The organism is Peribacillus sp. 05N428 (assembly GCF_056397085.1).
Genome location: NZ_JBFTMS010000010.1, coordinates 14,233 through 38,412, shown reverse-complemented (window position 1 = coordinate 38,412; position 24,180 = coordinate 14,233). Strand labels below are relative to the sequence as shown.

Annotated in this window: 23 protein-coding genes; 5 read left to right on the top strand and 18 right to left on the bottom strand. The window is 42.2% G+C overall.

What is annotated here, in order from left to right:
• Positions 1-14 precede the first annotated feature (14 nt).
• The 4 genes from AC1DIV_RS11845 (at position 15) to AC1DIV_RS11830 (ending at position 3,075) form a co-directional block, all read left to right on the top strand.
• Positions 15-218 (top strand): DUF1657 domain-containing protein, encoded by a 204-nt coding sequence (locus tag AC1DIV_RS11845; protein ID WP_034306054.1) that lies wholly within the window; start codon positions 15-17, stop codon positions 216-218.
• 535 nt (positions 219-753) lie between these two features.
• Positions 754-1,773 (top strand): stage V sporulation protein AD, encoded by a 1,020-nt coding sequence (gene spoVAD, locus AC1DIV_RS11840; RefSeq protein ID WP_340878644.1) that lies wholly within the window; start codon positions 754-756, stop codon positions 1,771-1,773.
• 204 nt (positions 1,774-1,977) lie between these two features.
• Complete coding sequence (locus AC1DIV_RS11835) at positions 1,978-2,184, top strand: DUF1657 domain-containing protein (protein ID WP_340878643.1); 207 nt, start codon at positions 1,978-1,980, stop codon at positions 2,182-2,184.
• Between the two features lie 30 nt (positions 2,185-2,214).
• Positions 2,215-3,075, top strand: coding sequence for a DUF421 domain-containing protein (locus tag AC1DIV_RS11830; protein WP_340878642.1), 861 nt, complete (start codon positions 2,215-2,217; stop codon positions 3,073-3,075).
• Between the two features lie 8 nt (positions 3,076-3,083).
• On the opposite strand, the gene AC1DIV_RS11825 is transcribed toward AC1DIV_RS11830, so the two are convergent.
• Positions 3,084-3,632: a YitT family protein gene (locus AC1DIV_RS11825; RefSeq protein WP_309247786.1), complete on the bottom strand. Its 549-nt coding sequence runs from the start codon at positions 3,630-3,632 to the stop codon at positions 3,084-3,086.
• Between the two features lie 451 nt (positions 3,633-4,083).
• The gene (gene rlmD, locus AC1DIV_RS11820; protein ID WP_340878641.1) at positions 4,084-5,454 is read right to left on the bottom strand and encodes a 23S rRNA (uracil(1939)-C(5))-methyltransferase RlmD; all 1,371 of its coding nucleotides are present in this window, start codon (positions 5,452-5,454) and stop codon (positions 4,084-4,086) included.
• Positions 5,455-5,643: 189 nt separating this feature from the next.
• On the opposite strand from rlmD, the gene AC1DIV_RS11815 reads away from it, so the two are divergent.
• Positions 5,644-5,862: a hypothetical protein gene (locus AC1DIV_RS11815; protein ID WP_034306063.1), complete on the top strand. Its 219-nt coding sequence runs from the start codon at positions 5,644-5,646 to the stop codon at positions 5,860-5,862.
• Positions 5,863-5,906: 44 nt separating this feature from the next.
• Here the strand turns inward: AC1DIV_RS11815 and AC1DIV_RS11810 are convergent, their stop codons facing one another.
• The 16 genes from AC1DIV_RS11810 to AC1DIV_RS11735 all read right to left on the bottom strand — a co-directional run bounded on the left by AC1DIV_RS11810 (position 5,907) and on the right by AC1DIV_RS11735 (position 24,039).
• Entirely contained in the window at positions 5,907-6,434 is a 528-nt protein-coding gene (locus AC1DIV_RS11810) for a GNAT family N-acetyltransferase (protein WP_477576450.1), read from the bottom strand.
• 107 nt (positions 6,435-6,541) lie between these two features.
• Complete coding sequence (locus AC1DIV_RS11805; protein WP_034306067.1) at positions 6,542-7,456, bottom strand: diacylglycerol kinase; 915 nt, start codon at positions 7,454-7,456, stop codon at positions 6,542-6,544.
• A 180-nt stretch (positions 7,457-7,636) separates the two neighbouring features.
• On the bottom strand, positions 7,637-8,563 hold the full coding sequence (locus AC1DIV_RS11800; RefSeq protein WP_340878639.1) for a LiaF transmembrane domain-containing protein: 927 nt from the start codon (positions 8,561-8,563) through the stop codon (positions 7,637-7,639).
• The gene (locus AC1DIV_RS11795; RefSeq protein ID WP_340878638.1) at positions 8,560-9,630 is read right to left on the bottom strand and encodes a hypothetical protein; all 1,071 of its coding nucleotides are present in this window, start codon (positions 9,628-9,630) and stop codon (positions 8,560-8,562) included. The genes AC1DIV_RS11800 and AC1DIV_RS11795 overlap by 4 nt, the downstream gene beginning before the upstream one ends.
• Positions 9,623-10,090, bottom strand: coding sequence for a hypothetical protein (locus tag AC1DIV_RS11790; protein WP_340878637.1), 468 nt, complete (start codon positions 10,088-10,090; stop codon positions 9,623-9,625). Before AC1DIV_RS11790 ends, AC1DIV_RS11795 begins: the two co-directional genes overlap by 8 nt.
• Complete coding sequence (locus tag AC1DIV_RS11785) at positions 10,087-10,629, bottom strand: RNA polymerase sigma factor (RefSeq protein ID WP_340878636.1); 543 nt, start codon at positions 10,627-10,629, stop codon at positions 10,087-10,089. The genes AC1DIV_RS11790 and AC1DIV_RS11785 overlap by 4 nt, the downstream gene beginning before the upstream one ends.
• Positions 10,630-10,792: 163 nt before the next feature.
• Entirely contained in the window at positions 10,793-12,220 is a 1,428-nt protein-coding gene (gene gatB, locus AC1DIV_RS11780; RefSeq protein ID WP_048680586.1) for an Asp-tRNA(Asn)/Glu-tRNA(Gln) amidotransferase subunit GatB, read from the bottom strand.
• A 12-nt stretch (positions 12,221-12,232) separates the two neighbouring features.
• Entirely contained in the window at positions 12,233-13,693 is a 1,461-nt protein-coding gene (gatA, locus tag AC1DIV_RS11775; RefSeq protein WP_034306080.1) for an Asp-tRNA(Asn)/Glu-tRNA(Gln) amidotransferase subunit GatA, read from the bottom strand.
• A 12-nt stretch (positions 13,694-13,705) separates the two neighbouring features.
• The gene (gene gatC / locus AC1DIV_RS11770) at positions 13,706-13,996 is read right to left on the bottom strand and encodes an Asp-tRNA(Asn)/Glu-tRNA(Gln) amidotransferase subunit GatC (RefSeq protein WP_034306082.1); all 291 of its coding nucleotides are present in this window, start codon (positions 13,994-13,996) and stop codon (positions 13,706-13,708) included.
• A gap of 372 nt (positions 13,997-14,368) precedes the next feature.
• Complete coding sequence (locus tag AC1DIV_RS11765; RefSeq protein ID WP_251542390.1) at positions 14,369-15,538, bottom strand: CamS family sex pheromone protein; 1,170 nt, start codon at positions 15,536-15,538, stop codon at positions 14,369-14,371.
• Positions 15,539-15,549: 11 nt separating this feature from the next.
• The gene (ligA, locus tag AC1DIV_RS11760; RefSeq protein ID WP_477576448.1) at positions 15,550-17,556 is read right to left on the bottom strand and encodes an NAD-dependent DNA ligase LigA; all 2,007 of its coding nucleotides are present in this window, start codon (positions 17,554-17,556) and stop codon (positions 15,550-15,552) included.
• Between the two features lie 103 nt (positions 17,557-17,659).
• Positions 17,660-19,906 (bottom strand): DNA helicase PcrA, encoded by a 2,247-nt coding sequence (gene pcrA, locus AC1DIV_RS11755; RefSeq protein ID WP_048680596.1) that lies wholly within the window; start codon positions 19,904-19,906, stop codon positions 17,660-17,662.
• A gap of 61 nt (positions 19,907-19,967) precedes the next feature.
• Positions 19,968-20,651, bottom strand: coding sequence for a heptaprenylglyceryl phosphate synthase (gene pcrB, locus AC1DIV_RS11750; protein ID WP_034306092.1), 684 nt, complete (start codon positions 20,649-20,651; stop codon positions 19,968-19,970).
• Between the two features lie 220 nt (positions 20,652-20,871).
• Entirely contained in the window at positions 20,872-21,186 is a 315-nt protein-coding gene (locus AC1DIV_RS11745; protein WP_034306094.1) for a YerC/YecD family TrpR-related protein, read from the bottom strand.
• Between the two features lie 26 nt (positions 21,187-21,212).
• Positions 21,213-22,250 carry a DUF3048 domain-containing protein gene (locus AC1DIV_RS11740; RefSeq protein WP_477576446.1) on the bottom strand — a complete coding sequence of 346 codons (1,038 nt, stop codon included), beginning with the start codon at positions 22,248-22,250 and terminating at the stop codon, positions 21,213-21,215.
• 43 nt (positions 22,251-22,293) lie between these two features.
• Complete coding sequence (locus AC1DIV_RS11735) at positions 22,294-24,039, bottom strand: adenine deaminase C-terminal domain-containing protein (RefSeq protein ID WP_477576444.1); 1,746 nt, start codon at positions 24,037-24,039, stop codon at positions 22,294-22,296.
• Positions 24,040-24,180: the final 141 nt, after the last annotated feature.

Below are 24,180 nucleotides of genomic sequence, written 5' to 3'. Positions count from 1 at the left end.
TAGGGGGTTCATATATGACAGTTATAAATGATGTCAAAACAACTATAGCAGGGTTAAAAAGCGCTCAAGCGAGCTTTGAAACCTTCGCCCTTTCTACAGATAATGAGCAAGCCAAACAATTGTATCAACAAGCTGCCCAACAAACACAATCGATTGTTGACAGCATCACTCCTCGCATTGAAGAGATTCAAAACGAGGAGCCTCAATATAAACAATGATCATTCATATAAAAAAGGTTGGTTAAAGCAACCAGCCTTTTTTATATCTTTCCAAACCAAGAATGAAATTTTCATTCCTTTTTCTATATCAAAAAATAATGTAGAACAGAATCTTTAAGCCAATCTCAAACTACCAAAGGGTTACATACCTGCCTTGAACTGATTCAGTACGGGTCGCGGAAGAAAAAGCTGTAATTCAAATCATGATCGACTGCCACTTAGAAATCATCATAGAAGCTCGTTTTGAGGATTACGATTGTCCTGGACCTCAGAAAGACTTTTAATGCCGAATGAAGTGATACGAGGATGCTAAATGATAAAAAGTAAAAGCTGACTGCTTTATCACCGGATTTTGTTTGACCGAATTGGCCGCTTTGTTACTTTCAGGTTGCGGTAATACCGCAGCCATTGAACACCGGGCCAAAGGTTTCCTTTTAGGTAATGGCTGTACTATATTCAAATTGGCTGAAGGATTTTTATGTTATTCCTTTGTTTTATCTTACTGACAATACTCATACAATGGGGTGGTTTAATAATGCTTACGGGGCATCGCACATGGGTGTTTGATCAAAAGCCTGTCATCGTCTCCACAGGAACCGTTGGCGGTCCATTTGAAGCAGACGGTTTGCTTGCGGATGATTTCGATCTTCTCCATTCCGATTTATGGATCAATCAAGATACCTATGAAAAAGCACATAAAGTCTTATTGGAAGAAGCGAGTACAAAAGCAATCGAGAAGGCGGGTCTACAAAAGGAACAGATACAATTTTTCCTTGGAGGCGACCTGATCAATCAAATAACCCCTACCAGTTTTGCCTGTCGAACACTAGGAACACCTTATCTCGGCTTATTTGGCGCCTGCTCCACCTCCATGGAGGGACTGGCTCTTGGTGCATACCTTGTCAATACCAAAGGAGCAGAGTACTTATTGACAGGAGCATCAAGTCATAACGCCGCAGTAGAAAAGCAATTTCGCTATCCAACTGAATACGGAGGGCAAAAACCTCCAACAGCCCAATGGACCGTTACGGGGGCTGGCGTGGCTTTATTAAGCAGTGCCGGGAAAGGCCCAAGGGTCACTTCAGCTACGATAGGCCGTGTCATCGACATGGGATTGACCGATCCTTTCAATATGGGCGGTGCCATGGCTCCGGCCGCTGTAGATACGATTGAAGCACATCTTAGAGAAAGAAACCTCGACCCATCCTATTATGATTTGATAGTGACCGGGGATTTAGGAAAGATCGGACATGAAGTTTCTCTGGCATTATTTAAAAAACATGGCACGCCGATTAAAGAAGAGCAATATAAAGATTGCGGTTTAATGATATACAGGGATGGTCAGCCGGTCCTGGCCGGGGCAAGTGGCCCTGGATGTTCCGCAACCGTCGTTTATGGTCATTTATTGAATCGCATGAAAAAAGGAGAAATAAAACGATTGCTCGTCGTGGCCACAGGTGCCTTGCTATCTCCTCTATCCTTTCAACAAAGCGAGACGATCCCATGCATCGCCCATGCCGTATCGATTGAATATGACGGAGAAACACAAAACTAAGGTTTGATGTTTGAACACACACACCTGCTCATACTGGGTAGAACATTTCTTGGCTGCGGAGGTTGTTTCCGTACCCTAGCGGAAAGCATCGATTGATCGGGTTGTTGCCGCTGGCATGTTTGAAGCAACCAGTGCCTGGTTAACAGCCGCTCATGGTTCCGAGTCATTATTCCAGACGACTTAAAAAGATAAGGAGGATGCTGCATGACGATAGCTTCCAATGTCAAACAATGTGTCTCTAGCTTAAAAGGAGTTGAAGCAGGCTTATCCAGCTTAGCACTCCGGACTCAAGATGATGAATCTAAACGGATTTTGCATGAAACGATGCTGGTGGTGAATGAAGTTAGGATGGATGTACAAACGCGCGTGGGCGAGTTAGAACGGGAAGAACCACAATATAAAGGTTTTTAATAACCATGATCAAGCAGGAGGTGTTTGGTAATGCCGGATTGGATAGAAATTCTTTTACGCTCATTTTTCTTTTTAATTGTTCTTTTTTTGATCACTAAAGTGTTAGGAAAAAAACAATTGTCCCAGCTTTCCTTTTTTGAATATGTAACGGGCATAACCATTGGTAATGTTGGGGCAGAATTAGCTACAAAAGTGGAGGGCAATATTATACATGGCGTACTGTCCATTCTCGTTTTTGCCATAGCACCCTTCATTGCAGGATTAATATCCTTGAAAAGTAAAACTTTTCGTGATCTTATTGAAGGAAAAGCATCGGTATTCATCAAAGATGGGAAAGTCATGGAAGATAATTTAAAAAAAGAGAAATATACCACCGATGAATTGCTGGGATTGCTCCGAAAAAAGGATGTCTTCGATATTTCTGAAGTTGAGTTTGCCTTATTGGAAGCCAATGGGGATTTTTCCGTAATGTTAAAGAAGCAAAATCAACCTGTAACACCTAAGGACCTTAACATGCCAGTGGCTGCAGTAAAGGAGCCACAAACCATCATCATGGACGGCCTTATACTTGATGAACCACTTTCCACGATAGGTCTGAACCGACATTGGCTTCATACTGAACTGGATAAGTTGGGGGTAATCCTCGATAATGTTTTTCTTGGTCAAGCCAATTCTAACGGAGAATTAACTGTGGATCTTTTTGATGATAAACTTAAAGTTCCTTCTCCTCAGGAAAAACCTCTTATGCTCGCGACCTTGAAAAAGTGCCAAGCGGACTTGGAGTTGTTTGCACTTGGAACTGAATCAAAAGAAGCTAAAGAGATGTTTAGCAAAAATAGCGAAAAGCTGCAAAAGGCAATAGATAACGTAGCCCATATCTTAAGGAACTGATTATATATTCATTCCCTCACTTTCATAAGCGATGTGACCAGTCCAATAATGACGATCGTCACACATGAAAAAAGAAAAATTTCGATACCTAAGGTGAATGCTGCAGCTGAAATGATTAGTGTATCTATGACGATAATCGCCAAAGCGATATCCATGGAGGTGGATTTAGAGATGATTTTGGCTAGCATATCCGTTCCCCCGCTGCTTGTCTCATATCGAAGCATGAGTCCTATGCCCATTCCTATGATGACACCGCCAATCAAAGAGCTTGTCAGTATTGAAATGGAAAAAACCTTTTTCAATGGATTAAGCCAGTCCATAAAAAGGGATGTTAAAAGCAATCCGTGAACGCTGCTATAGAAAAAAGGGCGTTCATAATACCAGGCATATAAAAATATAGGAATGCTAAGGACCAACATGGATAGTCCCGTTTGAAAACCAAAGAAATAATGAAGGATGAGTGCAATCCCAATTACGCCGCCATCTATTAAATGATGAGGAACCAAAAATCCATTAATTCCAATGCCCACCAAAAAGCTACCAACAATAACAGCCACCGCTTTTTGAAAATTAATAAAATCACCTTGCCTCCCAATCCATATATTTCTTAATATATGTCCAAGTAAGAGCGTCAAGAATAAACTTGCAAAAAAAAAAATCCCCCTCCCTTTTCCTCAATTTAACTACGTGAAAAAGGTCCCGGTCATTTAGACCAGGACCCACAGTTTGTTGACAAAGGGGTCGGGAACTTATCTTTCTTCAAATATTCTCCCGAAACAACCTAACCCAAAGCAACCCTGCAACTCCTTTAGGCTGGTCTCCTTTCTAACTGTTGTAACTAAGTTGATTGGAGAGACTCCTGCGGGAAAAGCGCGCCTAGTGAAACCCCTCAGGCGCATGCCGAGGGACGACCACCCGCAGAGAGCGAGTGGGTGGATCGGAAGTCAATCCATATTGTACAAACATAAAAAATGCGGGCCCAGTCAATTAGACCGGGCCCACATTCAATCATTTCAACTCTAATAACACTACATTTTCAACATGTGTCGTCATTGGGAACATATCGACAGGCTGGATATCAACTGCTTTATATCCGCCTTCTTCCAAGATATGAAGATCACGTGCTAGAGTACCTGGGTTGCATGATACGTATACGACTTTGTTAGGCTTCATCTCGATGATCGTATTCAGAAGGGATTCTTCACAACCTTTGCGTGGCGGATCCACCACGATGACATCAGCAGTGTTGCCCTTTTGATACCATTCAGCAATAACGTTACCTGCATCGCCGACCATGAATTCTGCATTTGAGATTTCATTCAATTCAGCGTTGCGCCGTGCGTCTTCGATCGCTTCTTCGACCACTTCGACACCGATTACTTTTTTCGCTTTTTTAGCTAAAAATAAAGAGATGGTCCCAATGCCGCAATAGGCATCTATCACCGTTTCTTCACCAGTCAGCCCTGCATAGTCAAGAGCTTTATCATAAAGGACTTTCGTTTGATCTGGATTGATTTGGTAGAAGGATTTTGCCGATATCGCAAATTTCACATCACCGATCATATCATGGATCACTTCGTCGCCCCATAGCACAGTCATTTTATCGCCTAAGATAACATTGGTTTTCTTGGAATTCACGTTTTGAACGATGGATTTAACTTGTGGAAGCCGTTCAACGATTTCCTTCACGATGGTTTCGATGAAAGGGATACTTTTCGTTCTAGTAACAAGAACAATCATTAATTCCCCTGTTTGCTTGCCATAACGGGCCATGATGTGCCGCAATACACCTTTATGTGCCTCTTCACTGTAAGCGGGGATACCAAGTTTACCGAAAATCTCTTTAACGACTTGAACGGCTTCATTAATCACTTCATTTTGGATAATGCTTTCTTTCGTTTCAACGATTTCATGTGTCCGCGGTTTGAAGAACCCTGCTATTAGCTTGCCATCCTTTTCACCAACAGGCACTTGCGCTTTATTGCGATAATGGGTTGGATTCTCCATCCCGATGATCGGATGAACCTTCACATCCTCAAGTTTCCCAATGCGTGTCATCACTTCACGTACTTGCTTTTCCTTGAATTCCAACTGTCCTTCATAGCTCATATGCTGCAGCTGACAACCACCGTACTTATGGTAGTCTTCAGTCGTGACCTCAACCCGGTATGGACTGTTTTCGATAATCTCCATCAAGCGTCCGAAGCCATAACCCTTATTAGCCTTCATCACTTTGATTTTTGCTTTTTCACCTGGAAGGGCGCCCTGAACAAAGATCGGGTAGCCATCGACTTTAGCGACGCCAGCTCCTTCATGTGTTAAATCTTCAAATAAAACCTCTACTATATCATTTTTAGCAACTGGTGCTGTTTTTTTCATATCATCTTCTCTTTTCTTTTTTATGCTAGCCTGTATTTTACCACAATAGAGGCCTTGCCACAAAACCACTCACCAATTTACCCTGGTTTTCATAAAAATATAGTGGAAGGAATTACGGATTTTTCATAGTTCCATGAATAAAAGTTCAATAAAAAAAGAAAAATAAGGAAAAACAAAAGAGGTGAGGAAATGGGTTTATTTAACTCTATATCGGCCTGGAATGCTACAAGGATAGAAAAACATCGAGCGAGTATGGAGGAAAAAGGCCTCTGTCCGGATTGTTACGGACGTGGATACAGCTCCTTCGTACCTACGGAATATCATTTTTCCGATATACACGACTGTCCCGGCTGTAATGGCACCGGAGCTTACGCTGATTGGGCAGCCATGAATGGGCAGCAAATGTAATCGCATACAATGCCAAACTTCAAAGAACTAAAAAGGACCCCCTGTTAAACAGGAGGTTCTTCTATTTCCTTTACCATATAGCGAAATTCATGGCCGCTAATCGAAATGGTTTTCATTTCTATATATCCTAATCTGCCATAGAGACGATTCGCCGCTTCATTTTCATTTTCAACGACTAAAGAAATTCTTGGATACCCCATATGTTTAGCGTATTCCTCCACATATTGAATCAGTGCACTGCCAATTCCTCTTCCTTGAAAATTCGGGTCAACGGACACGGTATCCAAATAAAAGTCTCTCATTTCCGCTTCCTTATCGAGCGTAACGCTTGGGTCTTTCATTTTCATCCTTAATTGTTTCACTATTGGTTCATCCAAGCTTTCGGCATCCTTGCCATGGTAAGCAATGATCAATCCAGATACTTGTCCATCATGTTCACTGACAAGCGTATTTTCATAGCTGACCCGATTCCCACTTTTCCTGAACAAATCGGCAAGAACGGAAAGTATTCTTTCTTCTTCCGTTTCACCTGTCAAAACCTCTGCAATTTCCTTAATCGCTAACCGGGTCAATATGGCTGCCTTGTCCGCATCCTCCGGTGTCGCTTTCCTGATATATGTTGCAATTCTCCTTGCTTCATTAAACTGAAAAGGCCACCAGATTCAGTGGCCTATTCACCCTATTTATTTGCCGGATCATCCGGCAGTAGTCCTTGCGGGATGAATACATCAAAATGGCGGTACTGATTGACGAATTCAGCTGGGGCCATCCCGCCAAATTCCCCATCCAAATTAAGCATCATATCCTTTTTGGCCTGTACTTTAATTCGATTGGCTTTTTCATAAATGACGTTTTTATCATGGATATGCTCACCGCGCATTGCCAATGTTGCGACACGGACAATATCAGCCAGGTTTGCCTTTTTTAAAATAAGCAACGTGAACATACCATCATTCAGAGAGGCGTCAGGGGCCAGTTTCTCGAAGCCGCCGACCGAATTCGTGTTAGCCACCAAGAAAAGCATGATCTCCCCTTCAAAAAGCTTTCCATCATATTCAATAGAAACTTCCGTCGGCTTAATTGAAGGAAGCATTTCAATTCCTTTAATATAGTACGCTAGCTGACCGAGCATCGTTTTCAGCTTGATCGGCACGTCGTAGGTCAATTCGGTCAATCTGCCCCCGCCAGCAATATTGATAAAATACTTATCGTTCATTTTCCCGATATCGATCGGCATCGTATGCCCGCCGGCAATAATTTCGGCTGCCCCTTCGATCGACTTCGGTAAATGCAGCGCCCGCGCGAAATCATTGGTCGTTCCCGTCGGGATGATTCCTAGTTTCGGACGTTTCTCTGCAGTGGCCAGTCCATTAACAACCTCATAAATCGTACCGTCGCCCCCTGCTGCAATAACTACCTCATAGCCGCGTTCAATCGCTATCTTTGCCGCTTTCGTCGCATCCCCAGCACCGGTCGTCGCATGTGCAGAAGCTTCATAACCAGCTTCTTCAAGCTTCGCTAGCACACCTGGCAGGCTCTTCTTAATGGCTTCCCGGCCCGAAGTCGGGTTGTAAATCAACCTTGCTCTTTTCATTTCCCATCATCCTTATACATATTGATTCCATAATTTACATCTTAATCCTTCGTTACATGAAAAGCAATATTCGAAAAAAAGAGGACCGTATTTCGGTCCATATCTTTTGCATTTTACTAGAAATCTTATCAGGGAAAATTATAATGCTTTTTACAATTTTATTCTAGTAAATGATTTCAATCAGGGATATTGAACATTCACGTTAAATGTGTCGGTAACCGTTAATGTATGTTTCCCTTCACCAGTATTGAATATCCCATTCTTTTTTACAATACCTTCTTCATTTGTTTCTTGTTTCACTTCAGTCATCTTCCAGCCATTCTCAGGACCTTCAAGTTCCTCGGCCTCTCTGGCATCTATCTTGATATCACTATTATCCTGAAGGAATACACTTAGATTTCCGCTATCTTTCACACTCCAGTCATTCAAGAGCTTTCTAGGCTTCAAGACAAGATCGGTATTTTGACCGTCTATCTCCACTGCCAACTCAGCAGGGATTATAAGGGTGGCCTTAAGATTCATTGTACCACTGTCCAAAAGTCCATTTTGAATCGGCAAATCCTTGAAACTTATATAAAGCGTATCACCATTTCTCTCTACGAGTAAATAATCTTCCGCCTTCTTCAACAATGAATCAGCATCTTCCATTACCCGCTCACCATATGTTCCAAAAACGGAAACTTCTCCGTCATTACCACTTTCAATGGTCAATGGGTATGGGCCAGGGTCCAGGACAACTCTCTGTATGCCTTTTCCTGCCTTTTGATTGAAACCAGGCAAATTGACCGTTTTCTCTTCACTATTCACGGCAGCCCTAACTTGATCCATCAATCCGCTTGATGTAAGCAGAATTAAAACTATTCCCGTCGTTCCAAGCAATCCCACGAAAAGAATGCTAAGAATATCATACTTCACAAAAGAACTTTCTTTTCTGGAAAAATAAATATAGAAGAGAATCTCTGCACCCAAGATAATGAACAGCAACGGCCACCATGATAGCAGAATCGTCGTCAAATTCATATCCGCAATTTGAGAAACCAGTAAAACCAAACCCAAACCAACCAGTGAGATTCCCATTGAAATCGTTCCGACTCTCCATGTTCTCATTTTGTCTCCTCCTTGACGCTCCCTTTTTTACTTCCCGACAGCAATTTGATTCCTCCGCCTATTAGAAGGATGCATACAAGGCCTTTTTGAAAATAATCCCTAAACCAATATTCCAAGTTGCTTCCAATCCATTCATCTAAATGGGGAGCGATGGCCGGGACGATCATATTACTAGCCAAGAAATAGATTCCAATTCCCACCAAACCCAATCCTAACCATTTTTGATGATTGACCATTCCCGAAATGATGGGCGTATCTTCTACTGGACCCTCCTCCATTTTTGATGCTTTTTGCAATCCATCAAAAAAACTATAAAACCAGATAATCGGAATAAGGAAGAAGAAGAAACCCAACCGGAGTAAATCCAGTATGTAAATGGCGAATAAAAAGCCGGCCATCAATTGTATCCCACGTTTTTGCAGCCCCAAATATAAGTGACCTGCACCAGGGAAAATAGCGAATAAAGTCGCGACCGCTTTACTCTTCTTCCCGGATTCCCGTCTCTCCTCGAAATCTTCCAAAACGGTCCGATCGATAAGCTCCTCACCTCTTTGCTTTTTATTCAGCTGTTGAACAGAATCAAAAAAGCTGTAAATCCAGATAACAGGCAATAGTGCCAGGAATATTAACAGACCTTCCATTTGTGTCATCACACTGATGAATATCACCATGATGCCAAAGCCTAAAAAGCTGATGAGAAAAATGAGCCCACGGTTCATGAGGCCTAGCTGAAAATGCCCTAACCCAGGAACGAATGAAAGGATGATTACATAAAACCTTTCCGCTTCCGGCTGATTTGCCATTCCCTCCACATCCTCTTCACTTTTAGGATTCCTCAGTGAGGTGACCACCAAATCAAATATACTGATGAAATAAAACACCATTCCAATAACGGAAAATGCCAGAAACGCATCCGATTGACTGATTAACGAAAGAAAAAGACCTCCAAGCCCCAATCCAGCTGTGGCAAGAAAATAAAATAGCCCTTTATATTGCCTTCCTAGGTAAAAATGTCCGAAACCTGGCAGAAAGGATAATAAAAAAGCTAATACCGGACTTTTATTCATTTCTAAACCCCTCCTTATTTTTCTTTTCGATTGTATCCATCCAAGTAAATGTTTTATCAATAAGGTCCTCGGTCAAGGACTGCGTTTTCTTATCACTGCTTGATTCCACAGAATCCACGTATTCTGTCAATGATTGAAATACTCCGCCTGCCATTAATAAAATCGTAAATCCGGCCGCAATCAGGTAATGTCTTGTGATTGTCCGAAGTGACTTCTCTTTTCGATGTGGCCAAGAATCTTCAACAGAGCCGCCTTTCAATCGGCTAATCGAGTCCATGACCGGACCTGCAATATCAAATCCTTCAAGGTCCAGACTTGTTTCATCTTTTTCCATCGCTTCCATATAGACGGACAAACACTTGTCACAGGAGTATAGATGATTTTCATATTCAATTTTTAAAGCCTCTGGTATTTCATCTGCCAAATATGCAACCCATTGTGCCTCTGAAACATGATTCATGAAAAATCCTCCTCTTTCCAATGTTTTCTCATCCAATTTCTTGCCCGGTATAGCTTTACTTCCACAGATTTCACTTGAATCTTCTGTTCCTCTGCAATTTGCTTGAATGTCTTTTCCTTTATGTAATAGCCATATACAACGTCCCGATATCCCTCTGGAAGGTCATTCAGCTTCCGTAATACTTGCTTTCGCCTTTCATTCCGAAAAAATACTGCCTCGACATCATCCGTTAAGCCCAAATTAACTTCCGATGAATGTTCGTCCTGTAATTCTTCCTTTTGGCGTTCCCTCTTTCTCTTTAGATCGATTGCATGATTGACGGCAATTCGGGTAATCCAAGTTTTGAAGCCTTGGTTCTTATATTGAGGAAGAGAAGTGTATATTTTGATAAAGACTTCCTGGGTAACATCTTCTGCATCCTTTTGATTCCGCAAGACGGAATAGACGGTTCTATAAATCGTCTGTTTATAAGTTTCGATCAACATTCGGAATGCATGATCATTCCCAGCCCTTACCTTCTCTACTAACTCATCGGACACTTCTCTTCCCCCTTTCCTGATAAACATTCATGTAATAGACGACACAAAAAGGAGTTACCCCTACAGATAACTCAAAATTATTTTTCCGCTTATTATTTTTCTCAGTAAACTTTTTCCTTAATCAAGAGAAAACCGTACCACTTTAAAAGTGATACGGTCAATATTAACGTTTATTGATTTCTTCCACCAAAATTTTATTAACAAGTTGTGGATTGGCTTGTCCTTTTGTCGCTTTCATAATCTGCCCGACAAGGAAGCCGATTGCCTTTTGTTTACCCGCTTTAAAATCTTCAATGGATTGCGGGTTATTATTCAATGCTTCTTCAACGGCTGTACGCAATGCGCCTTCGTCGGAAATTTGGACTAGTCCCTTCTCCTTGACGATCGTTTCAGCATCCCCGCCGTTTTCAATCAATTCTTTGAAAACCTTTTTAGCGATTTTAGACGAAATCGTGCCATCTTCAATCAGCTTGATCATTCCAGCCAATGATTCAGCAGTCAATTTGACATCATGCAGCTCTTTGCCTTCTGCATTCAAGAAAGCGGAAACCTCACCCATGATCCAGTTAGATGCTAGTTTTGCATCGGCACCTGAAGCAACTGTCGCTTCAAAGAAATCCGCACTTTCTTTCGTTACCGTTAAAACGGCTGCATCATATTCAGGTAAGCCAAATTCTTCGACATAGCGTTTTTTCCGGGCATCCGGAAGTTCCGGGATTTCGGCAGCGATACGAGCTTTCCATTCTTCATCAATATGGATCGTCAATAAGTCCGGTTCCGGGAAATAACGGTAATCATCGGAGCCTTCCTTAATTCGCATTAGTACGGTTCTGCCTGTAGCTTCGTCGAACCGGCGAGTTTCCTGTTCGATTTTGCCGCCTTCATTCAAGATTTCCGCTTGTCGGATTTCTTCATGCTCCAACCCTTTGCGAACGAAGTTGAATGAATTCAAGTTTTTCAATTCGGTTTTCGTACCGAATTCCTTTTGGCCAACAGGTTTCAAGGAAATGTTAGCATCACAACGAAGTGAGCCTTCTTCCATTTTACAATCGGAAACGCCCGTGTATTGAATGATGGATTTCAGCTTTTCCAAATAAGCATACGCTTCTTCCGGGGAAGTGATATCCGGTTCGGATACGATTTCAACAAGAGGCGTACCTTGGCGGTTATAATCGCAAAGCGAATAGTTCCCTTTATGTGTCAGCTTTCCAGCATCCTCTTCCATATGAATGCGGGTAATGCCAATTTTCTTTTTCTTGCCGCCCACTTCGATTTCAATCCAACCATGTTCACCGATCGGTTGATCGAACTGTGAAATTTGGTATGCTTTAGGATTGTCCGGGTAAAAATAGTTTTTCCGGTCGAATTTCGTAACTTCCGCCACTTCGCAATTCAGGGCAATTGCAGCCTTCATTGCAAAATCAACAGCCTTTTTATTGACGACAGGCAATACACCTGGGTAGCCTAGGTCAATTACAGTCGTGTTACTATTTGGAGCGGCACCAAAATGATTTGGGCTCGCTGAGAAAATTTTAGAATCCGTTTTTAATTCTACGTGTACTTCTAGACCAATCACCGTTTCAAAGTCCATTATTTTCACCCCTTACAGCTTAGGAAATTGTTTATGAAAATCTGTTGCTTGCTCAAATGCGTGAGCCGCGCGGTAAATCGTGCTTTCATCAAAATGCTTCCCAATCATTTGCAGTCCAAGCGGAAGACCATTCGCTGCGAATCCACATGGCACGGATATACCCGGTACGCCAGCAAGATTGACTGGAATCGTCAAGATATCATTCGCATACATCGTTAATGGATCGTCGACTTTTTCACCAATTTTAAATGCAGGCGTAGGTGTAGTCGGCCCAACGATGACATCATATTTTTCAAAGACATCTTCAAAGTCTTTTTTGATTAATGTACGTACTTTTTGAGCCTTTTTATAATAAGCATCATAATAACCGGAACTTAAGGAGAACGTTCCAAGCATGATACGGCGTTTCACTTCGTCACCGAATCCTTCTGCACGGGTTTGCTTATACATTTCTATAAGAGTTTCTGCATTATCTGTCCGATGTCCGTAACGAACACCGTCAAAACGTGAAAGGTTAGCCGAGGCTTCCGATGAAGATAGAAGATAATAGGCAGCTAAAGCATATTTGGAATGCGGCAAGGAAACCTCTTCCCATTGAGCTCCAAGACCCTCTAGTACTTTTAACGCTTCAAGTACGGAATTACGTGCTTCTTCACCAACGCCTTCGCCAAGATATTCTTTAGGCACGGCTATTTTCAATCCTCTAACATCGCCTGTTAATGAATTCACAAAATTCGGCACGTCAACATTAGCAGAGGTCGAATCCATTGGATCTACTCCTGAGATCGCTTCAAGCAAATAAGCGTTATCTTCAACAGTTCTTGTAACCGGTCCGATTTGGTCCAATGAAGACGCAAATGCTACAAGGCCGAATCGGGAAACCCGTCCATATGTAGGTTTTAAGCCGACGACTCCACAATATGCCGCTGGTTGGCGGATCGATCCACCCGTATCGGAACCTAAAGAGAATAGGACTTCACCGGAAGCGACAGATGCAGCCGAACCACCCGAAGAACCGCCTGGCACATATTCCGTATTCCAAGGGTTGCGTGTTGCTTGAAATGCTGAGTTCTCATTGGAAGACCCCATCGCAAACTCATCCATATTCAATTTCCCGATCGTAACCGTTTCTGCCTTCTGTAGCTTTTGAACAACGGTTGCATCATAGATTGGATCAAAGTTCTCCAAAATTTTGCTCGCGCAAGTCGTACGCAAATTTTTAGTGACAATATTATCCTTCACTCCGATTGGCATACCAAATAAAGCGCCTTCGTTCTCGCCTTTTACCAATTGATCATCCAATCGTTTTGCTTGATTGCGGGCGTTTTCTTCATCAAGTGTCAAAAATGCCTTCACCTTGTCCTCTACCTGTCCGATTCGCTTGTACGATTCGTCAACAAGATCAGTGACACTTATCTCTTTCTTATGTAAGCGTTCATGAAGCTCAGAAACCTTTTGTTCGAACAACGACATCATTGTCCCTCCTTATTCAATTATTGATGGTACACGGATATATCCTTCTTTGCTATCCGGTGCATTTTTAACTACTTCTTCTACTGGCAATCCCGGTTTTGCGACATCTTCGCGCATAACATTCTTCATATCCAAAACGTGAGAAGTCGGGTTTACTTGATCCGTATCAAGCTCATTCAACTGCTCCGCGAATGAAATCATTTGGTCAAGCTGATGCTGAAACTGTTTTGCTTCTTCCTCCGTAATGGCCAAACGGGCCAAATGGGCAACGTGTTTAACTTGTTCCATAGAAATACGTGACATTCTCTTCACCTCCGAAAAAATATCCAAATCGACTGAATTTCGTCGCTTTTCTCCATATAATCATCGTTTAAATCATATCAAACTATTGCACAGTAAAGCAACAAGAGATACAATGTCGAAATTCAATTATTTCTTAAGGAAAAAGAGATATTTTCCGGGAAATATGAGAAAGTTGCCGGAATTTCCGGGGAAATGACAATTAGACTATTAAAATTCGACAAATGTTACCTTTTTTAAAGAACTTGTTCCCTAAGATGGAAGGGTTTACTTTCTATTATATATCTTTGTTCATTGTTAAAGATTAATTTGACATTCACAAGAAATACATTCCAGTCGAAAAAAAGGATGAAGCCGCTAAGCTTCATCCTTTTTTCATTCGTATATATGAACGGTTGGTTCGTCCTGATTCGCTTCACGGACTATGAGCGCTTCAGGTCCATTTACAGATGTAATGGATACCTGTACGGCAATATAGTTCGGGAAACGTTCCATTATGAGCCCAGCAACATATTGGGTAAAGCCTATCGCTTCCGAGTTCCCATAAAATTGAATGGGGATATCGATGTTCAGGCTTTGCAATTGATCATCCATATAGAACGCCCTGCCGATGACTCCATTAAAGTTAGGGAAGTATTCTTCGACATCTTCTTTAAAGTTCGTGAAAGTATTGACGTCATCACGGTATTTCTTTTCAGCAGCAGCAGAAGGAAATAGGAAATACTCTTCGTCCAAGTTCGTCCATTTCCCAATATTGTTCGAGTTTTTATCGATATTTGTATAGGAAATGAAATTCCCAGGGACTACTGAAGATTTTTCATTTTGCTCGAATAAGGCAATCGTAATCGGAACATTTTTCAGCTTATCCATATTACGCAGCCTTTTTAGGACTACTGCAGCAATTTTTTCCCCTTCTTGCTTTAGCTTTTTACTATCGATTTTATTTTCATAGGTGGCACCGAATGCCTCTTTTTGATAGTAATGCACTGAATTCAACGCAAGACCTATTACTACTCCGCCAAGGCTCACCGAATTATCTTTTGTTTTGACCAAGTAATTATGTTCTAAAATATGAGCAAGATAAATTGGATTTTCTTCATTCCGTTTATCAATGTCTCCTTTACCTGGATCAACCGGATTCAAGCCAAGGTTCTCAGAGGCCTTCATCTTCTTTTCTTTCAACTGACTATCGGTATATTTTCTGTTCAGCCAGGAAGATATCTTGGAACTATCTAGCATTTGCCCCTCTTGAAACAGGTAATCTTCCGGGTCGAATTGGGTTTGGGCCAACCGCATCAATCCATTTTCGAATTCTTCAATGTCATATCGGGTATTTAGATTGGATACGACCAAACCGCGTGCCTTTGATGGTTCAAAAGGTAGGATTGTTTGATAATATTCTTCCGAAATTTTATACTTCGGAATAATTGCCGTTTCTTTTTTGTCTTTGGAGTCTTGAACTACCTCTTGCTTATCCTCGAAACTAGGCGCACATCCAGCAAGAAGCAGTATAAGAATCATCCCCAAAATGGAGTGTTTCCTCATAGCTACACCTCTTATTTATTTAGTTCCTCAATCAGTCTCTCTTCATCCCATACCATGACGCCTAGGCTTTCGGCTTTTTCCAGTTTGGAACCGGCATCTTCACCAGCTACGACCAAATCGGTTTTCTTGCTTACACTTCCAGCAACATTAGCTCCTAGCGCCTCTAATTTCTCTTTAGCTTCGTTACGTGTTAACTGATGCAGTTTTCCCGTTAAAACGACTGTTTTACCGGCAAAAATGGAGTCGATATCTTCTATAGCAACAGCTCTTTGCCCTTTGAAAGTAAGATTCACACCGGCTGCATCCAACTCATTCAATAAAGCATGGACTTCTTCCAATTCAAAATAAGCTACGATGGAATCAGCCATCTTATCGCCTATTTCATTGATGGCCGTTAGTTCTTCACGGCTCGCCTTGCTTAAGGCTTCCATCGTTCCGAATTCCCTCGCAAGCGTCTTGGCAGCTTTTGAACCAACATGGCGAATGCCCAGCCCGAATAGTAATTTTTCCAACGAGTTGGCTTTCGAAGCTTCGATCGCTTGAAGAAGTTTAGTGACGGATTTATCCCCCATCCTTTCCAAAGCAATCAGTTGATCGTATGTAAGCTTATAAATATCAGCCACATCTTGTATGAGTTCTTCTTTAAATAACAAGCTAATCACTTTTTCACCAAGACTATCTATATTCATAGCTGTACGGGAAACAAAGTGAATCAAGCCTTCCCGTATTTGTGCAGGACACTTCGGGTTGATGCAGCGTAAAGCAACCTCCCCGTCCAGCCGGACAAGTTCACTGCTGCACTCAGGGCACTCAGTCGGCATCTGAAACTCGACTTCTTCCCCTGTACGGCGCTCTGCCAGTACATTGACTACCTCTGGAATGATATCACCCGCTTTTTTCACAACCACTTGATCTCCGATTCTGATGTCCTTTTCACGGATTAAGTCTTCATTGTGAAGTGAAGCTCGCTGCACAGTAGTACCTGCTACCCGGACGGGATCCAAAACGGCAGTCGGGGTCAATACACCCGTACGGCCCACATTCAGCTCGATATCCCTTAGGGTTGTAATGACTTCTTCAGCTGGGAATTTATAAGCAATGGCCCATCGCGGACTTTTTGCAGTAAAACCTAATTCATCCTGCTGTTCAAGGGAATCCACCTTTACGACAATTCCATCAATATCATAGGCTAAGTTTGGACGTTGTTCCGTCCATTCTACTATATAGGCCAGTACTTCCTCTATATTCGAGCATGTTTTTCTTTCCCGGTTCGTCTTAAACCCGAGTCGATCCAATAAATCCAGACCCTCGCTATGGGAACGGACCCCCGTTTCCCCCAAATCGGCAATCGCATAAAGGAAAATATCCAAGTTCCGTTTCGCAGCAAGTTTCGGATCAAGCTGCCTTAACGAGCCGGCAGCGGCATTTCGCGGGTTTGCAAATGGTTCCTCATCGCGTTCTTCCTTAGCCTTGTTTAATGATTCGAATGATTTTTTTGGCATGAAGGCCTCACCGCGCACTTCTATGGCGACCGGCTCCCGTAACTTCAATGGGATCGACTTGATCGTTTTCAAATTAGCGGTAATATCTTCACCGATCGTTCCGTCTCCACGGGTTGCCCCTCTTACGAAATATCCATTCTCATATTGAAGTGTGACGGCAAGTCCGTCAATTTTCAATTCACATACATAGGAAAAATTGTCACCTACAGATTGTCTGACCTTTCTGTCGAAATCCCGCAAGTCACTTTCGTTGAAGGCATTGCCTAAACTAAGCATCGGAGTGGTATGCTCCACCTTTTCAAACATATCCAAAATGGCGCCACCGACCCGTTGTGTCGGTGAGTCCGCCGTTTGCAGTTCCGGAAATTTCTCCTCATACCCAATAAGTTCACGTAGCAGCCGATCATATTCAGCATCAGGTACTGATGGCTGGTCCATCACATAATATTCATAGCTGTATTGGTTCAATAACGTTTGCAGTTCCAGAACTTTCTTCTCTGCAGCTTGTAAGTCCATACGTTCAATCCTTTCTAAAGAAGACTCCACCGCACTTCTGATAGAAGAGCGGTGTCTAAAGTCAGATATCCCTATTCTTTACCAGCAGGAGCATATTAATAGCTTATGCTTTTTCAACTGGTGCAAATTTCGCCAATAGGCGTTTGATGCCGATTGGACTTGGAAAGGCAATATCCAATTCCTTTCCTTCGCCTTCCCCTTTTACGCTCACCACGGTTCCTATACCCCATTTTTTATGGGAGGCACGGTCACCGACAGCCCAGCCGATTTCTTCACCGCCCGTTGCGGATGGTGCAGAAACAGCTTTTCCAAAGGCAGGCACTTTTCTTGTTGAAGCCGTTGAAGGAGACCCGGTTCTCGAAGAGCTGAAAGGCGTTTGCCTAGCTCTAGGAGCAGGTTTCGGTTTTAGGTCTTCTAGAAGTTCCTCTGGTATTTCACTGATGAAACGTGAAACGGGATTCATGCTCGTCCGTCCATACAATGTCCGCATTTGGGCATTGCTTATGAATAGTTCATTTTCGGCCCTTGTAATTCCCACATAAGCCAGACGGCGTTCTTCTTCCATCTCCTCTTCATCCATAAGCGAGCGGCTGTGAGGGAAAACCCCTTCTTCAAGGCCCAATAGAAAGACTACCGGATATTCAAGTCCCTTCGCTGAATGCAATGTCATCAACGTTACCGTATTTGTATTTTCTTCGGTATTCTCGTCAAGTTGGTCTATATCGGCAACCAACGCCAGGTCAGTCAAAAAGCCCACCAATGATTTGTCCTCGCTGTTATCTTCGAATGCTTTCGTAACAGATAAAAACTCATCTATATTTTCAAGCCGGCTTTGTGATTCAATCGTTTTTTCTGCCTGCAGCATCTCACGGTAACCAGTTTTCTCGATGACTTCCTCCACAAGTTCCGTCACGGATAAGTACTCCTGCTGATTTGTATAATTAGTGATCAGCGTATGGAATTCCCTTGCCGCTTTGGTGGCCTTCCCGCTTATCCCTGCCATTTCCACAGACTCCAGTGCTTTATATATGGAAACATCATATTGATCTGCATAATCTGCCACTTTGTCCATCGAAGTTGCACCAATTCCGCGTTTTGGCACATTGATTACACGGCGAAGGCTGATGTCATCATCAGGGTTCGCAATAAGTCGAAGATAGGCAAGTAAATCCTTAATCTCTTTACGGTCATAGAACTTAGTGCCCCCGACTATTGCATAATTAATATTGGATTTAAGCAGAACTTCCTCCATGACACGTGATTGTGCATTCGTTCTGTAAAGTATTGCTATATCTGAATACTTCCTGCTGCCGTCCTGAACTAACTCATTTATCTTTCCGGCTACGAATTGCGCTTCCCCTTGTTCATTGTCCGCACGGTAATAGAATATCTTATTGCCATCTGCATTCTCGGTCCAAAGATTTTTCGGCTTACGGTTTTGATTGTTATCGATGACCTTATTCGCTGCTGCAAGGATTTTTTTCGTCGAGCGGTAATTCTGTTCAAGGAAAATCATGTTGGCATTCGGATAATCTTTTTCAAATGAAAGGATATTCGCAATATCCGCACCGCGCCAACGATAAATCGACTGATCGGAATCCCCGACAACACAGAGATTACGGAAGCGTGAAGCCAATAATTTAACAAGCATATATTGAGCCCTGTTCGTATCTTGGTACTCATCAACATGAATGTATTGAAATTTACGCTGATAATATTCAAGCACCTCAGGTACGAGCTGGAACAATTGAATCGTCATCATGATCAAATCATCGAAATCGAGCGCTGAATTTTTGCGCAGCCGTTTTTGATATTCCGTATAAACATCGGCCGTTACTTTAGTGAAGTAATCAGACGCCGTCTTCAGGTACTCTTCCGGCCCGACCAATTCATTTTTCGCTGAACTGATGCTGCCCAAAATGGCACGATAATCATATTTCTTTGTATCCATATTACGGTCTTTCATGATTTGTTTTATGACCGATTGCTGATCCGTCGTATCCAATATCGAGAAGTTCCTATTAAATCCGATACGGTCGATATCTCTTCGTAGAATGCGGACACACATCGAGTGGAAAGTCGAAATCCAGATATCTTCGGATGCACCGCCAAGTATGGCACGGATCCTCTCCTTCATCTCACGTGCCGCTTTGTTGGTGAACGTGATTGCAAGGATGTTCCAAGGCGCTATTTCCTTCTCGACCATCAAGTAAGCTATTCGGTGAGTCAGCACACGCGTCTTTCCACTTCCTGCCCCAGCCATGATTAAAAGTGGACCATCTGTTGCTTTCACTGCTTTTTGTTGCTGTTCATTCAAACCAATTAATAATTTTTCCGCTAAATATTGCATTATCACACCACCTATACGAACATTCGTTTCTGTTTTAGTATACTATATTTCTTACATGTTTTCATTTAACTGCCGTAACTGTTGCAAGGGCCACTTTCAAATCTTCATAAATCACATTGCCGACAACGATGACATCCGCAATCTTGGACATCTCTTTGGCCTGTTCAACCGATTTTATCCCACCGCCATAGAATAGTATGGTATCTTCCAAACTCTCTTTGGCCGCTTCCACCATCTGGACATCGCCATAATCACCGCTGTATTCCAAATAAAAGATCGGCAGGTTGAACATCTTTTCCGCCATCATCGCGTATGCACCCACATCATCCATATCCAAATCAGTATTGGCTTTCGTCAATTGGGCCGCCTTGCACTCAGGGTTCAGGATACAGTACCCTTCAACGAAAATTTCATCCCAATTCAAAAGGTATCCGTATTCCTTGACTGCTTGCTGATGCAATTTCATCATCCAATCCGGGTTGGTGCTATTCAGGACACTCGGAATGAAATATAAATCAAACCCTGGCGTCACCGTTTCAACTGAAGAAATTTCCATCACACATGGGACCGTATATCGCCTGACACGTGCCATTAAATGAAGCACATTCTCAAGCGTGATACCATCCGTTCCCCCGACCATGATTGCATCAGTACCGGATTCACAGACTTTCTCAAGGGCCTCATCACTTATTTCTTTATTTGGATCGAGTTTGAAAACATGTTTCCACTCGCGAAAATCGTACATTATAATCCTCCATTCACACTTCCCATTACACCATTATAGCATTAAGATTTTTCATTAAAAAAGAGAAGTATCGATAAAATGTTATTACCAAATGGAACCTTTTAATCTAAAATCCAATATAACATGGATACGGCTGAAAGACAGCCGGCAATGAGCGTGCTGGACACAAAATAAAAAGCCGGGAAATGAATTCCCCAGCTTTTTATTATAATCGAAAGAATTATGATTCAGTTGTTTCCTCTACGTTATCCTTAATACGGTTCAGAGCCATGGAATAAGCATCATTTCCGTAGTTCAAGCAGCGTTTGACCCTGGAAATCGTAGCCGTGCTTGCACCTGTTTCCGTTTCGATTTTATGATAGGTTTTTCCTTCTTCAAGCATGCGGGCTACTTCAAGACGCTGTGCCAATGATGAAATTTCATTAACTGTGCATAGATCATCAAAAAATCGATAGCATTCGTCCAAATCACGCAAGGAAAGGATCGACTTGAACAGCTGATCCGTTTCTTTTCCTCTTAACTTATCAATTTGCATGTTACTCCCCCTCAATTTCATGGGTATCAAAATGAGACGTCTCCTACTAAACCAGGTTCATCCGGAATAATATTGATCCAAGTTTTCCCTGGAATCAACCCTACCTCTTTATCGTTTTTCACTGGTGTAATACGACCATCCTTATTCACCCATTCTACTTCATTCGCTTTTCCTTTTTGAAGTAAATAACCATTTCCGCCACTTTTCAAGTCGATTTTTCGACGCCCTTTGTCGTCGATCACTTGATGAGCAGCCTCAATGATCAATATATTATCCAGTAAAATAGGTTTATTCGATTTATGCTCGACTGTTTGCTCTCCATTCGAATAACGTTTATATTTCTCTTCCGTGGCCTCGTATTCATACTGTACATCATACTCGTCTGATCCGTAGGAAACCTCGGTTTTCAATGCCGGTTCCCCTTGAAGTCCAGCTGCCTCTTCCTTTGTAAGGAAAGCATAAGGCTCCGGTGCACCATTCAACTCATAACCCTTTTCCTTTGCACCTTTTTCGATATCCTCAAAGGAGGTGTAGGAATTATGCGGTGCTTTTCGATCTGCCGAACGTTGAAACAAAGTACCATCATAATATAATCCGTTCAAGTTATCAATATACCCTCTGTCCAGCATGGTCTTTGCCTCGGGGCTATACCCATGACAGACATAGATGCAATCAAGGCCTTTAGCCAATTCGATATAATAGTCCCTTGCACTCCGAATCGGACCGATTTGACTAGGCATTTCACTTTGGAAGATAGCTAAAAATCTGGTTATGTCACCTTCTGCGAGCATTTCGTAAACCATATCGGCTTCTGAGAGACCCGATTGCGGGCGTGCTTCCGGATGATTATTAATCATCACTGCTGCAGCCCTTCGCTCACTGCCTGCTTCGGTGGCCATACCTGTAAGTGGAAACTCATTGGAAGGTTCATTTTTCACATCTGTATTTTTGATGACAGCTTGGTCTTTCGGCTTACTGTCATCCGATGCAGGATCCTCTTTCGTCGAACAGCCTGCCAGCAGTAAAATAGCAATAACGATGAAAAGAACTCTCTTAAAATTCATCTTTCCACTCCTCTGATTTATTAGCCATTTCTTCTCTTATATTTTAACGCATTATAGTGGGAAAGAGTATAGTTTTATTCATTACATCATATACTCCTCGCTGGGTCAGCCTTATATATGGCAGATGGGTTGTCGAAAAGAATGAAAGGGTATACACAGGATCGGCGAAGCGATAACCTCTCTCGCGCAGCAAATGTTTCAATTCATTTTCTTCTTTTATCAATTCAGGAACCTCCTTGGTCGACATGACTCCCTTTAATTTCAGAGGAAGTTCATGAATCACCTTGCCTTGTTCCGTCAAAATGATTCCACCGCCAATTTCCTTCAGCCGGTTAAATGCCAAATGCATATCCTTTTTCCTTTTACCGATCAGTATGATATCACCTGTATTTGTATAAGAGCCAGCAAAGCCACACAATTTGTCCGCAAACCCTTTTAATATCGTATTGATGCGCCATTTCCCTTCCCGGTCGATTAGCATGAAAAAGCATTCATCATCCTCAAAGTTCAGTTCTTCATGCCCAACATCATTGGCAAGGGAGTACGGTTTCGTAATTACATTATTAACCAACTCTATCCCGAACGGCATGGAAAATTCAAAATCTTCCTTTAAACTTAGATCCCAATCAAGATCGAGCGGTTTAAAATCGTAATCACTCCATTCGATTTCCTGTTTATCCGGAATGATCTCACCATCCCTTTTCACCCATTTCCCTTTCGCCATTACCGAAACCGGTGCGGGTTCCTTTACATCGGTCAGGAAGTTGATGTTCGCCACCCTCCCTGTGGCAATATTGCCATGAAGGTATTCAATGTTATAATATCGTGCGATGTTGATGGTCGCCATATTGTAGGCATCGATGACCGGAACGCCATGCTCTATCGCTATTTTGATCAAGCAGTCTATGAAACCACCTTCATAAAAGGACGGCGGTGATCCATCTGTCGTATAAAAGAATTTGTCATAATGGTCAATGTCCAGTTCATGGATTTCCTGTATCAGTTTTGGTAGATCCGGACGGATCGAAGAATGTCTTAACGATACATAATAGCCCTGCAGCAAGCGTGACATGACTTCATCACCTGTCATTGCCTCATGATCACAATCGGCGCCGAACAAGGTCATTTTTGCTAAAGTCTTCTCTGAAGCACCTGGAAAGTGTCCTTCTATTTTCTTCCTCATTCGCTTGGCCTCCTGAATCCAGTGCAACATCATGTCATCCCCATCGAGAAGCTTCGGCCATCCAGTTAGTTCCCCGCCCTGTAATACGGCATCATGCTCCAGCCATGATTTTACGGCCCCATGGGAAAAGACCATATCTTCATCGATCAATTCCGTTTGTCCGTCAAAACGGCTCCACCAATACATTGTTACAGGAATGTTACGTAATTCTTTCAAAAGAGAAAACGCTTTCTTTTTATCTAACTGCAATAGAAACGGCAAGTTATCATTGATCAATGTCGTTGTGCCAAAATGAGATGCATAACGTGAAAAAGAAAGGGGATTATATAATTGAGAAGGGTGTGAATGCGGCTCAATATAACCCGGGACCAAGTACTGGTTTGTACAGTCGACCATTTCACAGCGGTCTATATTATCAGGAAGCTTATCGCCAACATATATGATGCGATCTTCATATATCCATATATTCGCTTTTACCCATTTTCGTAAAGCCTGATTTAAATAAGTCGTATTTTTTAGCAGAATGTGTGGTGCCCTATTGCCATCCAGCACATCTATATGTTCTCTTAGATGTTTATTTTTCCATCTATAGCGCTGTTCAAGCATAAACATTCCCCCATAAGTTATTAGAAACAGTGTATGAAAAAAACCATTTTCAATCCAATTTTATTTCATAGTAACATACTTGCCCCATTAGAACAGTAATGTTATCCAGATTATTGTTAAATTTTTGTGAAGGGATGGATT

Bases quoted from the DNA above. Each gene is read 5' to 3' on its own strand.
- AC1DIV_RS11795 (WP_340878638.1), bottom strand. From the start codon at position 9,630: ATGAATAAAAGTCCGGTATTAGCTTTTTTATTATCCTTTCTGCCAGGT.
- pcrB (WP_034306092.1), bottom strand. From the start codon at position 20,651: ATGTACGATTTTCGCGAGTGGAAACATGTTTTCAAACTCGATCCAAAT.
- gatC (WP_034306082.1), bottom strand. From the start codon at position 13,996: ATGTCACGTATTTCTATGGAACAAGTTAAACACGTTGCCCATTTGGCC.
- spoVAD (WP_340878644.1), top strand. From the start codon at position 754: ATGCTTACGGGGCATCGCACATGGGTGTTTGATCAAAAGCCTGTCATC.
- pcrA (WP_048680596.1), bottom strand. From the start codon at position 19,906: ATGCAATATTTAGCGGAAAAATTATTAATTGGTTTGAATGAACAGCAA.
- AC1DIV_RS11805 (WP_034306067.1), bottom strand. From the start codon at position 7,456: ATGAAAAGAGCAAGGTTGATTTACAACCCGACTTCGGGCCGGGAAGCC.
- AC1DIV_RS11735 (WP_477576444.1), bottom strand. From the start codon at position 24,039: ATGCTTGAACAGCGCTATAGATGGAAAAATAAACATCTAAGAGAACAT.
- AC1DIV_RS11815 (WP_034306063.1), top strand. From the start codon at position 5,644: ATGGGTTTATTTAACTCTATATCGGCCTGGAATGCTACAAGGATAGAA.
- AC1DIV_RS11745 (WP_034306094.1), bottom strand. From the start codon at position 21,186: ATGCAAATTGATAAGTTAAGAGGAAAAGAAACGGATCAGCTGTTCAAG.
- AC1DIV_RS11740 (WP_477576446.1), bottom strand. From the start codon at position 22,250: ATGAATTTTAAGAGAGTTCTTTTCATCGTTATTGCTATTTTACTGCTG.
- rlmD (WP_340878641.1), bottom strand. From the start codon at position 5,454: ATGAAAAAAACAGCACCAGTTGCTAAAAATGATATAGTAGAGGTTTTA.
- AC1DIV_RS11790 (WP_340878637.1), bottom strand. From the start codon at position 10,090: ATGAATCATGTTTCAGAGGCACAATGGGTTGCATATTTGGCAGATGAA.
- AC1DIV_RS11830 (WP_340878642.1), top strand. From the start codon at position 2,215: ATGCCGGATTGGATAGAAATTCTTTTACGCTCATTTTTCTTTTTAATT.
- AC1DIV_RS11800 (WP_340878639.1), bottom strand. From the start codon at position 8,563: ATGAGAACATGGAGAGTCGGAACGATTTCAATGGGAATCTCACTGGTT.
- ligA (WP_477576448.1), bottom strand. From the start codon at position 17,556: ATGGACTTACAAGCTGCAGAGAAGAAAGTTCTGGAACTGCAAACGTTA.
- gatA (WP_034306080.1), bottom strand. From the start codon at position 13,693: ATGTCGTTGTTCGAACAAAAGGTTTCTGAGCTTCATGAACGCTTACAT.
- AC1DIV_RS11835 (WP_340878643.1), top strand. From the start codon at position 1,978: ATGACGATAGCTTCCAATGTCAAACAATGTGTCTCTAGCTTAAAAGGA.
- AC1DIV_RS11765 (WP_251542390.1), bottom strand. From the start codon at position 15,538: ATGAGGAAACACTCCATTTTGGGGATGATTCTTATACTGCTTCTTGCT.
- AC1DIV_RS11845 (WP_034306054.1), top strand. From the start codon at position 15: ATGACAGTTATAAATGATGTCAAAACAACTATAGCAGGGTTAAAAAGC.
- gatB (WP_048680586.1), bottom strand. From the start codon at position 12,220: ATGGACTTTGAAACGGTGATTGGTCTAGAAGTACACGTAGAATTAAAA.